Genomic DNA, 12,053 nt, shown 5'->3' with positions numbered 1-12,053 from the left:
TTCATAGTGTTTCGGTGGTTATAGCGTAGGGGAAACGCCCGGTTACATTCCGAACCCGGAAGCTAAGCCTTACAGCGCCGATGGTACTGCAGGGGGGACCCTGTGGGAGAGTAGGACGCCGCCGAACAATCATTGAAAGGGTTGGACCCGGAACTTCGGTTCCGGGTCCAACCCTTTTTTGTTGCGCGTTACTTGAAGTTCACGTTGCCCAACCAGCATGCACAGCATGGGTACTGCTGCAATGCTCAGGGCCGCCGGTGTCGGACTCGGTGACGAGGTCGTCGTGCCGGCCTTCGGGAACGTCGAGGTCGCCGAGGCCGTGACCATGGCCGGGGCTCTGCCGGTGTTCGCCGACATAGACCCCGCCACCTACTGTCTCGACGCCGCTGCTGTGGAAGCAGCGGTCACCTCGCGAACCGCGGCCGTGGTCGTCGTACACCGCTTCGGCCGGCTCGCCGACATCGCTGCGCTGCACGCCCTCGGGCAGCGGCACGGACTGCTGGTGCTGGAACAAGGGGAGTCGGAGGCGCCGTACGACGAGATGGCCCAGCGCAGGGAGCGCGCGGCTTATCTAGACGCCAAGTTGAGGGGTGTGCGGACGCCGGACGACGGTGACGGGCACACCTATCAGCAGTACGTCGTGCGGGTTCCGGGCAATGGACGGCCCGATCGGGACGCCTTCGCGCGGGCCTTGCGGGCCAGGGGAATCGAGTGCTGCGTTCCGGTGAAGACGCCCGTGCACAGGCTGCCCGCATTCCGTCGCTGTGTTGCACTGCCGGAGACCGAGCGGGCCTCCGACGACACTCTCGCGCTGCCCGTGGACGCGTCCCTGACCAAGCGGGACATGCATCGGACCGTGTCGGCCTGCAACGCCCTCGGAGGGCTTCTTCAGCCCGCCTTCTGACGTGGTTGGGAGCACAGGCCTGTTCGGGGTAGGATCTATTCCGTTGCCGCGGGGGAGACCTCGCAAAGCAACAGGCCCCTATAGCTCAGTCGGTAGAGCGTCTCCATGGTAAGGAGAAGGTCAGCGGTTCGATTCCGCTTGGGGGCTCCAGCAAGAAAGGCCCCACCCTCACGGGTGGGGCCTTTCTGCGTTTCCCTAGTCCTTGTGGATCCCGGGGACACGCATCGCCAGGATCGCCATGTCGTCCGAAGGGGCGTCCGACGCGAAGCGTTCCACCGCGCGCATGATGCGGGCCGCCACCGCGCCGGCCGTGAGGCCCGTGCAGGTCGTGAGGACATCGGCGAGGCCGTCGTCGCCGAGCATGCGGGCGCCCTCACGGCGTTCGGTGACGCCGTCCGTGACGCACAGGAGGACATCGCCCGGGTCGAGGGTGATGGTCTGCTCGTAGAGCTCCAGGTCCTCGATGACCCCGAGGAGGGGCTGGGGCTCCGCGGCCGGTTCGACCGAGCCGTCCTGGCGCAGTCGCAGGGGGAGCGGGTGGCCGGCGCAGACCACCTTCAGTTCCGCGCTGCCGTCCTCCTGGGGGCGCATCTCCCCGTAGAGGAGGGTGAGGAAGCGGCTGCGGGCGCCTTCGTCGAGGATCGCGGAGTTCAGCCGCTCCAGGACCGCCGGACCGCTGAGCCCCTCGCGGGCCAGGAGGCGCAGGGCGTGGCGGGCCAGGCCGGTGACCGCTGCCGCGTTCGGGCCCGTACCGCAGACGTCGCCGATGGCGAAGCCGTACGCGCCGTCCCGGATGGGGAAGACGTCGTAGAAGTCGCCGCCGACCTCGTTGCCCTCGCCGGCGGCGCGGTAGATGACCTCGACCTCGACGCCGGCGATCTCGGGGAGCTCCGGAGGCAGGAGGCTGCGCTGGAGGGACTGGCTGATCGCCGTGCGCTCCGAGTAGAGGCGGGCGTTGTCCAGGGCCAGGGCGGCCCGGCGGGAGAGGTCCTCGGCGAGTTCCAGGATCTCCTGGCGGAAGTGTTCGTCGGTGGGCTTGCCGAGGGTCAGCATGCCGATGACGCGATTGCGGGCGACCAGCGGGAGGACCACGGTCTCGCCGCCCACGGCGGACGCGGTCGCGAGGGTGGGGCCGATGCCGGGTGTGACCTGACGGGTCGGGCTGCCGCTGAGGCCGAGGCTGCGCATGGAGCTGCGCAGCGCCGCCTGGTGGGCCATCTCGCCGGGCGCCGTCCACACGCGGGCGCCGGGGGTGGGGACGGGGTCGGGCGCGGGGACCTTCGACAGCAGGGACTTGATGCCGTCGATGAGTTCCTCGTCCTCGTGCAGGACGTAGGAGAGATAGGGCTCGGAGGCCTGGTCGGCGATGGTGTAGACGGCGCACCAGGTGGCGAGGGTCGGGACGGTCATCTGGGCCATGAGGGCCAGGGTCTGGTCGCGGTCCAGGGTGCCGGCCAGCAGGTCTGAGGCCTCGACTAGGAAGCTGAGGGAGCCGCGGCGCAGGCGTTCCAGTTCGCCCAGCCGCGCCGATTCGACGGCGAGGGCGATGCGGTCGGCGGCGAACTGGAGGCGCAGAGCCTCCTCGTTGGAGTATCTGGCGGGGGCTTCCGCGGCGACGCCGAGGGAGCCGGTGAGGCGGCCCTCCACCTTCAGCGGGACGGTGACGACCGAGCGCATGCCCGTGCCGTTCAGCAGCGGTACCGCGCCGGGGACCGCGGTCAGGTCGTCGTGGACGGCGGGCATCCGGGCCGAGCCGTAGCGGCCGGGTCCGGCTTCGACGGGGACGCGGGCGAAGCGCTGGCGGGCGGAGGGGAGGCCGGTGGAGGCACGGACCTCCAGTTCCGTCTCGTCGTCCGTGGCGAGCAGGAGAAACGCCGAGTCGCCGTCGAGCATGTCGCGGGCACGTTCGACGGTGCGCTGGAGGAGGCCGTCGAGGTCGTCCGGGGCGGGGGAACCGATGAAGACCTCGAAGGGGTCGCTGCTCTGGCCCTCGGAGCCGGTGGAGGTGTCGGAGGCCGGGCCGCGCAGCGGGGTCTGCAGAACTGCCCGTTCGTGGTCCCGTACCAGGAGGCACACGGTTGACGGTTCGCCGCCGGTGTCGCGGACGCGCAGGTGGGAGGCGTAGACGGGGGTGACGCGGCCGGTGACGGTGCGGACGCCGTAGCTGCCCTCCCAGCGGGAGAGCCGGAGGGCCTCCGCGATGCCGGTGCTGGTGCCGGGGGTGTGCGGCCAGGCCGCGAGGTCGGTCAGGGGCTTGCCGGTGACCTGCTCGGCCGGGTAGCCGAAGAGTTCCTCGGCGTCCTCGTTCCAGGCGGCGATGTGGCCGGTGCGGTCGACCTGGACGACGGCCACGCGGACGCGGCTGTCGGCGAGGGGGAGGAGGTCGGAGGGGAGAGCCGGGCCGGCCGCCCGGGTGCCCACCACGCGTGCGGGCTGGTCCAGTTGGAACCAGACGGTCTTGTGGGTGGGGATGTACTCCACACCCCAGCGGCCGGCGAGGGCCGCGCACAGCTGTAGTCCGCGGCCGCCCTCGCGGTCGGGGCTGCCCATGTTGACGGCCGTCGCCTGGAGGGGGATCTCGCGTTCGGGATAGCGGTCGGCCACCTCGATGCGGACGCCGTCGTCGCTGCGCAGGCACAGCACGTCGGCGGAGGTGCCGGCGTGCACCACGGCGTTGGTCACCAGTTCGCTCGTGAGAACGACGGCGTCGTCGATGATGTCGGCGAAGCCCCAGCCCTGGAGCGTGTCGCGGACGAAGGAGCGGGCGCTCGCGACCGATCGTCCGACGGGCTCGAAACTGGCGGCCGCGCGCGCGGTGATCACAGAACTCCTCGACCGGTTCTCGACGTGCTGGGCTGCGTGGCCGGCCGGCTCGCGCCGCTGCTGGGGCAGGGCGCCCGTCGGCCGGGGGTCGGGGGGCTGTCCCCCCGGGATCAGTCCGGTGGTCATGTTGTGTGCGGCCGCCCCTCCGATGCCCGCTCGTCTTCGTGCCACCGCCCAGGCCGGACGGACCGGCGTGGCTGGACAGCCGGATGCAAGGTTACTTACCTTCGCGGTCCATGCGGATGCCGGTCTGCAGTGTTTCCGTCCGGAGGGTGTGCGGACGATGTGCGAAGCTGCCGAACTGTTATGGCCTGGTTCGGCCGGGGTGAAACACTGGGCAGGCTTCTGGTGAAGGTACGGGCAGGCTGTGTGCCCGAAGCCGACCTTGGGCAGCAGCCCCCTGGCGGCGGCCTGGTATGCAGGGCAGAGAATACGCAGTAGTAACTGGTACGCCGAGCGTGGTACCCGAGCACAGCAGTGACGGTCGATCCCTGCGGGAGGGACACAGTGGAGTCTGGCGCAGCGACGCGTGGCAAGAAGGCGCGCGCGAAAGGCGGACAGTCCCCGATCAACCAGGGCCGGGTGCGCAGTGGCACGACGGAGGTGGACACGGCGGCCCTGAACCGGCTGATGGCGGCGCTGGTGTCGATGCGGGACGGGAACTTCCGCAAGCGGCTCACGGTGTCCGGGGACGGCGTGATGGCCGAGATCGCGGCGGTCTTCAACGAGGTGGCCGACCGCAATCTGCATCTGACGGGTGAGCTGTCGCGGGTGCGGCGCATGGTCGGCCGCGAGGGCAAGCTCACCGAGCGGCTGGAGACGGGTGCCTGTGAGGGCTCCTGGGCGACGGCGATCGACAACTCGAACGCCCTGGTGGACGACTTGGTGCGGCCGGTTTCCGAGGTCGGCCGGGTGCTGTCGGCGGTGGCGGAGGGTGATCTGTCGCCGCGGATGGAGCTGCGGACGCAGGTGCCGGACGGGAACAGTCAGCCGTTGCGGGGCGAGTTCCTGAAGGTCGGGCGGACCGTCAACAACCTGGTCGACCAGCTGTCGACGTTCACCGACGAGGTCACGCGTGTGGCCAGTGAGGTGGGCACCGAGGGCAAGCTGGGCGGCCAGGCTCGTGTGCGGGGCATGTCGGGTTCATGGCGGGACCTGACGGACTCCGTCAACACGATGGCGTACCGGCTGACGGCCCAGGTGAGGGACATCGCGCTGGTGACGACGGCGGTCGCCAAGGGTGATCTGTCCCGGAAGGTGACGGTTCAGGTCGCCGGCGAGATGCTGGAGCTGAAGAACACCGTCAACACGATGGTGGACCAGTTGTCGGCGTTCTCCTCCGAGGTGACCCGGGTGGCCCGTGAGGTGGGCACGGAGGGGGCGCTGGGCGGTCAGGCGCAGGTGCCTGGTGTCGCCGGCGTGTGGAAGGAACTCACCGATTCGGTGAACACCATGGCCGGGAACCTCACGGCCCAGGTGCGCGGGATCGCGGAGGTGACGACCGCGGTCGCCAACGGTGACCTGTCGCGCAAGGTGACCGTGCCGGCGCGCGGTGAGGTCGCGCAGCTCGCCGACACGATCAACCAGATGACCGAGACGCTGCGGATCTTCGCGGACGAGGTCACGCGCGTCGCCAACGAGGTCGGGGCCGAGGGGCAGCTCGGCGGTCAGGCGAACGTGCCGGGTGCGGCGGGGACGTGGAAGGACCTCACCGATTCGGTGAACACGGTCTTCCGGAATCTGACCACCCAGGTGAGGGACATCGCCGCCGTCACGACGGCGGTGGCCAATGGCGACCTCTCGCAGAAGGTCACGGTGGACGTGGCCGGCGAGATGCTGGAGCTGAAGAACACCGTCAACACGATGGTCGATCAGCTGTCCGCCTTCGGTGCCGAAGTGACGCGTGTGGCGCGGGAGATCGGTGTCGAGGGTGAGCTGGGCGGCCAGGCGCAGGTGCCCGGTGTGGCCGGCACATGGAAGGACCTGACGGACTCCGTCAACACGGCGTTCCGGAACCTCACCGGACAGGTGCGGAACATCGCCCAGGTGACGACGGCGGTGGCCAACGGTGACCTCTCGCAGAAGGTGACGGTCGACGTCTCCGGCGAGATGCTCAAGATGAAGAACACCGTGAACACCATGGTCGACCAGCTGTCGAGCTTCGCCGACCAGGTGACGCGGATGGCCCGGGACGTGGGCACGGAGGGCCGTCTGGGCGGTCAGGCCCGGGTGGACGGCGTGTCCGGCACGTGGAAGGAGCTCACCGACTCCGTCAACTCGATGGCGGGGAACCTCACTTCCCAGGTGCGCAACATCGCGCAGGTGACGACGGCAGTGGCGCGGGGTGACCTGTCGCAGAAGATCGACGTGGACGCGCGCGGGGAGATCCTGGAGCTCAAGAACACCATCAACACGATGGTCGATCAGCTGTCGGCCTTCGCCGACCAGGTGACCCGGGTCGCGCGGGAGGTGGGTACGGACGGCCGGCTGGGCGGTCAGGCGCAGGTGCCGGGCGTGGCCGGTGTGTGGCGTGACCTGACGGACTCCGTGAACGGCATGGCGTCCAACCTGACCGGCCAGGTGCGCAACATCGCCCAGGTGGCGACGGCAGTGGCCCGGGGTGATCTGTCGCAGAAGATCACCGTGGACGCGCGCGGGGAGATCCTGGAGCTGAAGAACACGCTGAACACGATGGTGGACCAGCTGTCGTCGTTCGCCGAAGAGGTCACGCGTGTGGCCCGTGAGGTGGGTACGGAGGGCATCCTGGGCGGTCAGGCCGAGGTGCAGGGCGTCTCCGGCACCTGGAAGGACCTCACCCAGTCCGTGAACGGCATGGCGAACAACCTGACCATCCAGGTGCGCAACATCGCCGAGGTCACGACCGCCGTCGCGCGCGGTGATCTGTCGAAGAAGATCACGGTCGACGCCAAGGGCGAGATCCTCGAACTCGTCACGACCGTCAACACGATGGTGGACCAGCTGTCGTCCTTCGCCGAGCAGGTGACCCGGGTGGCCCGTGAGGTGGGCACCGAGGGCATCCTCGGCGGCCAGGCGCACGTGCCGGGTGTCACGGGCATCTGGAAGGACCTGAGCGACAACGTCAACCTGATGGCGAAGAACCTCACCACTCAGGTGCGGAACATCTCCCAGGTCTCGGCGGCGGTCGCCAACGGTGACCTGACCCGGCAGGTGACCATCGAGGCGCGCGGCGAGGTCGCGCAGCTCGCCGACACCATCAACACGATGGTCAAGACGCTGAGTTCGTTCGCCGAGCAGGTCACCAAGGTGGCCCGTGAGGTGGGCACGGACGGCATCCTGGGCGGTCAGGCGCACGTACCCGGTGTGGCCGGCACGTGGAAGGACCTGACCGAGTCCGTGAACCAGATGGCGTCCAACCTCACCGGCCAGGTGCGCAACATCGCCATGGTGACCACGGCCATCGCCAAGGGTGACCTGACGAAGAAGATCGACATCGACGCGCGCGGGGAGATCCTGGAGCTGAAGACGACCATCAACACGATGGTCGACCAGCTGTCGTCCTTCGCGGAGGAGGTCACCCGTGTCGCCCGCGAGGTGGGCACGGAAGGGCAGCTCGGTGGCCAGGCACGCGTGCGTGACGTGGACGGCACCTGGCGCGACCTGACCGAGTCGGTGAACGAGATGGCCGGGAACCTGACCCGGCAGGTGCGTGCCATCGCGCGCGTGGCGACCGCGGTGACCCGCGGCGACCTGAACCTGAAGATCGACGTGGACGCGTCCGGGGAGATCCAGGAACTCCAGGACTACATCAACAAGATGATCGCCAACCTGCGCGACACCACGATCGCCAACAAGGAGCAGGACTGGCTCAAGGGCAACCTGGCCCGGATCTCCGCGTTGATGCAGGGCCGCCGCGACCTGGAGGACGTCGCCTCGCTGATCATGAGCGAGCTGACGCCGGTGGTCTCCGCGCAGCACGGCGCGTTCTTCGTGGCGATGCCGCTCGTCGACGGTGAGGACATGAGTGCCACGGACGAGGACCAGTACGAGCTGCGCATGCTCGGCTCGTACGGCTACTCGATGGGCTCCATGCCGACGTCGTTCCAGCCCGGTGAGGCGCTGGTCGGGACGGCTGCCGAGGAGAAGCGCACGATCCTCGTGGAGAACGCGCCGAGTGGCTATCTGAAGATCTCCTCGGGGCTCGGTGAGGCACCGCCCGCACAGGTGATCGTGCTGCCGGTGCTGTTCGAGGGCAGCGTGCTCGGGGTCATCGAGCTGGCGTCCTTCACGCCGTTCACGCAGATCCAGAAGGACTTCCTGAACCAGATCGCGGAGATGATCGCGACGAGCGTCAACACGATCTCCGTCAACACCAAGACCGAGCTGCTGCTGGCGCAGTCGCAGGAGCTGACCGAGCAACTGCGAGAGCGTTCGGCAGAGTTGGAGCAGCGGCAGAAGGCACTCCAGGCGTCCAACGCCGAACTGGAGGAGAAGGCCGAGCTGCTGGCCCAGCAGAACCGTGACATCGAGGTGAAGAACACCGAGATCGAGGAGGCGCGGCAGGTCCTGGAGGAGCGCGCCGAGCAGCTCGCGGTGTCGATGCGCTACAAGAGCGAGTTCCTGGCGAACATGTCGCACGAGCTGCGTACGCCGCTCAACTCGCTGCTGATCCTGGCCAAGCTGCTCGCCGACAACGCCGAGGGGAACCTGTCCCCGAAGCAGGTCGAGTTCGCCGAGACGATCCACGGAGCCGGTTCGGACCTGCTCCAGCTCATCAACGACATCCTCGACCTGTCGAAGGTCGAGGCGGGCAAGATGGACGTCTCCCCGACGCGGATCGCGCTCGTCCAGCTCGTGGACTACGTGGAGGCCACCTTCCGGCCGCTGACCGCGGAGAAGGGCCTGGACCTGTCCGTGCGGGTCTCGCCGGAGCTGCCGGCGACCCTGCACACCGACGAGCAGCGGCTGCTGCAGGTGCTGCGCAACCTGTTGTCGAACGCGGTGAAGTTCACCGACTCCGGGTCGGTGGAGCTGGTCATCAGGCCGGCGCGGGACGACGTGCCGCAGAAGATCCGGGAGCAGCTGCTGGAGACCGGGTCGCTGACCGATGCGGACGCCGGGCTCATCGCGTTCTCCGTGACCGACACGGGGATCGGCATCGCGTCCAGCAAGATGAGGGTGATCTTCGAGGCGTTCAAGCAGGCCGACGGCACCACCAGCCGCAAGTACGGCGGTACGGGTCTCGGGTTGTCCATCTCGCGGGAGATCGCGCAGTTGCTCGGCGGTGAGATTTACGCGCAGAGCGAGCCCGGCCGTGGTTCGACGTTCACGCTGTATCTGCCGCTGTACCCCAGTGAACTGCCGCCGCAGGGCTACCAGCAGCAACTGCCCGTCCTGGAGGCCGGCGACCTGGTTGCCTCGACGCCCGAGCTGTCGGACGTCGAGGTCGAGACGCCCGCCGAGGTGACGTCGTACCGCGAGACGCAGAACGGACCGGCCGCCCTCTTCCGGCGCCGCCGCAGGATGCCCGAGCTGCCGCCGCGCCCCGCACAGCTGGAGCGGTGGACTCCGTCCGAGCAGGAACCGGCGCCGAGGACGAACCGCGGCATCCGGTTCGGTGGCCAGAAGGTCCTGATCGTGGACGACGACATCCGCAACGTCTTCGCCCTGACCAGCGTGCTGGAACAGCACGGTCTGTCCGTGCTGTACGCGGAGAACGGCCGTGAGGGCATCGAGGTCCTGGAGCAGCACGACGACGTGGCGGTCGTGCTGATGGACATCATGATGCCCGAGATGGACGGGTACGCGACGACCACGGCGATCCGCAGGATGCCGCAGTTCGCCGGGCTGCCGATCATCGCGCTGACCGCGAAGGCGATGAAGGGCGACCGCGAGAAGGCGATCGAGTCGGGTGCTTCCGACTACGTGACGAAGCCCGTCGACCCCGATCACCTGCTGGCGGTGATGGATCAGTGGATGCGAGGGGAATGAGGGGAACGTCGGGCAGTTGCGCGACCATGCCGGGAAGGTTCGGTGTTCACGCCGAGTTGCCGACTCGGTGTGCGCATAGTCGTGTAGAAGTACAAGATCCGGGGAACCTTCTGGTCTCCTGCTGCGTTTCTGCTACGTGCACAGTGACATCGCGGTGACAGGGTGTGGCGATGGGCAGGGTGCGGCTACGATGACCGGCACAAGGACGGGCGGCGCAAGGGAGTCGTCCCCTGGGGCGGCACCCACCGGTGCTGCCGCAGGTCCTGCGGACAGGGGAGGCCCCACGCCGGGGCGAGGAGGGCGGGCCATGGTGCAGAAGGCCAAGATCCTCCTGGTCGATGACCGGCCGGAGAATCTGCTGGCGCTGGAGGCGATCCTCTCTGCGCTCGATCAGACGCTGGTGCGGGCATCGTCCGGGGAGGAAGCGCTCAAAGCGCTGCTCACGGACGACTTTGCGGTCATCCTGCTGGATGTCCAGATGCCGGGTATGGACGGCTTCGAGACGGCCGCGCACATCAAGCGCCGGGAGCGGACGCGGGACATCCCGATCATCTTTCTCACGGCCATCAATCACGGCCCGCACCACACCTTCCGGGGTTACGCGGCGGGCGCGGTGGACTACATCTCCAAGCCGTTCGACCCGTGGGTGCTGCGCGCGAAGGTCTCCGTCTTCGTCGAGCTGTACATGAAGAACTGCCAGCTGCGGGAGCAGGCGTCGTTGCTGCGGCTCCAGTTGGAGGGCAACGGCAAGGACGCGGGCGGCGAGGCCAAGGAGTCGGCCGGGCTGCTCGCGGAGCTCTCCGCACGGCTCGCGGCCGTCGAGGAGCAGGCCGAAGCGCTGACCAAGCAGCTCAACGACGAGTCGACGGACGCCGCCGCGGTGGCCACGGCGGCTCATTTGGAGCGCAAGCTCACGGGGTTGCGGCGGGCGCTGGACGCGCTGGAGCCGGGCACCGGGAGCACCTCCTCGGTGTCCTCGCAGAACTGACGCGTGCGCAGCCGGGATTGTCCACCCGTGACCGCGCGTCAGTCTGGTGCCTCTCCCGGAGCGACACGAACGGGTGAAGCGGTAGACACACGTGTCCCCTGTCGTCTCCCCCGGTAACCTCACACCCATGGCCTCACGTCCCTCCGCAGCCAAGAAGCCGCCGCCCGTGAAGAAGGCGGCCGCGAAGGCTCCGGCGAAGAAGGCCGCCGCCAAGAAGGCTCCCGCGAAGAAGGCGCCCGCCCGGAAGGCCGCGGCCAAGAAGGTCGCGCCCAAACCGGCCCCCAGTCCCACCGGCGGCATCTACCGGCTCGTGCGCGCCGTGTGGCTCGGTGTGGCACACGCCGTCGGTGCCGTGTTCCGCGGCATAGGGCAGGGTGCGAAGAACCTCGACCCGGCCCATCGCAAGGACGGCGTCGCCCTGCTGCTGCTCGGCATTGCGCTGATCGTCGCCGCGGGCACCTGGGCCGACCTCAAGGGCCCTGTGGGCGACCTCGTCGAGATCCTGGTGACCGGCGCCTTCGGCCGGCTCGACCTGCTCGTGCCGATACTCCTCGCCGTCATCGCCGTGCGGTTCATCCGTCACCCGGAGCAGCCCGAGGCCAACGGACGCATCGTCATCGGCCTGTCCGCGCTCGTCATCGGCGTCCTCGGCCAGGTCCACATCGCATGCGGCTCACCCGCGCGCGGCGACGGCATGCAGGCCATAAGGGACGCCGGCGGTCTCATCGGCTGGGCCATGGCGACCCCGTTGTCGTACGCCATGGGGGACGTGCTCGCCGTGCCGCTGCTGGTGCTGCTGACCGTCTTCGGGCTGCTCGTCGTCACGGCCACCCCGGTCAACGCCATTCCGCAGCGGCTGCGGCAGCTCGGGGTGCGTCTCGGCATCCTCCGCGACCCGGCCGAGGACGAGTTCGCCTTCGCCGAGGACGACGAGCGCTACGACGAGCAGTGGCGCGAGGCGCTGCCCGCGCGCCCGCGCGGCAGGCGCGCGCCTGCGCCGGCGGCGTACGACCCGGACGGTGCCGAGCAGGAGGCGCTCTCCCGGCGCCGTGGCCGCCCCCGCCGCTCTGCGGTGCCGCAGCCCGACATGGACCGGCCCCGGGACGCCGTGGACATCGCCGCGGCGGCCGCCGCCGCGCTCGACGGGGCCGTGCTGCACGGCATGCCCCCCTCGCCGATCGTCGCCGACCTCACCCAGGGCGTACGGGTGGGGGACCAGGAGGCGACCACACCGACGCCCGTCCCGGCCGCCCGCCCCCAGCTGGACAAAACCAAGCAGGACAAGCTCAAGCAGGACACGTCCGAACAGGAAGAGCCCGAGCCGCAGAAGCCGAAGGCGGGCGTCCGCGACCTCACCAAGTCCCCGCC

At 69.1% G+C, this 12,053-nt stretch carries 5 protein-coding genes, 1 tRNA gene and 1 rRNA gene; 6 read left to right on the top strand and 1 reads right to left on the bottom strand.

The genetic code is table 11. The features are described from left to right. Positions 1-10 precede the first annotated feature (10 nt). The 3 genes from rrf to C1J00_RS27565 all read left to right on the top strand — a co-directional run bounded on the left by rrf (position 11) and on the right by C1J00_RS27565 (position 1,054). A 5S ribosomal RNA gene (rrf, locus tag C1J00_RS27575) occupies positions 11-127 on the top strand. 114 nt (positions 128-241) lie between these two features. Continuing rightward, positions 242-904 (top strand): DegT/DnrJ/EryC1/StrS family aminotransferase, encoded by a 663-nt coding sequence (locus C1J00_RS27570; RefSeq protein WP_102911720.1) that lies wholly within the window; start codon positions 242-244, stop codon positions 902-904. Positions 905-978: 74 nt separating this feature from the next. Continuing rightward, positions 979-1,054, top strand: a tRNA-Thr gene (locus C1J00_RS27565). 45 nt (positions 1,055-1,099) lie between these two features. Here the strand turns inward: C1J00_RS27565 and C1J00_RS27560 are convergent. Beyond that, positions 1,100-3,853: a SpoIIE family protein phosphatase gene (locus tag C1J00_RS27560; RefSeq protein ID WP_102911719.1), complete on the bottom strand. Its 2,754-nt coding sequence runs from the start codon at positions 3,851-3,853 to the stop codon at positions 1,100-1,102. A 381-nt stretch (positions 3,854-4,234) separates the two neighbouring features. On the opposite strand from C1J00_RS27560, the gene C1J00_RS27550 reads away from it, so the two are divergent. The 3 genes from C1J00_RS27550 to C1J00_RS27540 all read left to right on the top strand — a co-directional run. Next, entirely contained in the window at positions 4,235-9,697 is a 5,463-nt protein-coding gene (locus C1J00_RS27550) for a HAMP domain-containing protein (RefSeq protein ID WP_102911718.1), read from the top strand. Positions 9,698-10,004: 307 nt separating this feature from the next. Beyond that, positions 10,005-10,685 (top strand): response regulator, encoded by a 681-nt coding sequence (locus C1J00_RS27545; protein ID WP_030853408.1) that lies wholly within the window; start codon positions 10,005-10,007, stop codon positions 10,683-10,685. A gap of 127 nt (positions 10,686-10,812) precedes the next feature. Next, a partial coding sequence (locus C1J00_RS27540) for a DNA translocase FtsK 4TM domain-containing protein (RefSeq protein ID WP_180989720.1) occupies positions 10,813-12,053 on the top strand: 1,241 nt, incomplete at its 3' end.

Origin of the sequence: Streptomyces cahuitamycinicus, from assembly GCF_002891435.1 — a bacterium.
Classification (GTDB): domain Bacteria; phylum Actinomycetota; class Actinomycetes; order Streptomycetales; family Streptomycetaceae; genus Streptomyces; species Streptomyces cahuitamycinicus.
The sequence above is the reverse complement of the archived record's forward strand: the minus strand, read 5'-3'. Positions and strand labels throughout refer to the sequence as shown.

Bases quoted from the DNA above. Each gene is read 5' to 3' on its own strand.
- C1J00_RS27560 (WP_102911719.1), bottom strand. From the start codon at position 3,853: ATGACCACCGGACTGATCCCGGGGGGACAGCCCCCCGACCCCCGGCCG.
- C1J00_RS27570 (WP_102911720.1), top strand. From the start codon at position 242: ATGCTCAGGGCCGCCGGTGTCGGACTCGGTGACGAGGTCGTCGTGCCG.
- C1J00_RS27545 (WP_030853408.1), top strand. From the start codon at position 10,005: ATGGTGCAGAAGGCCAAGATCCTCCTGGTCGATGACCGGCCGGAGAAT.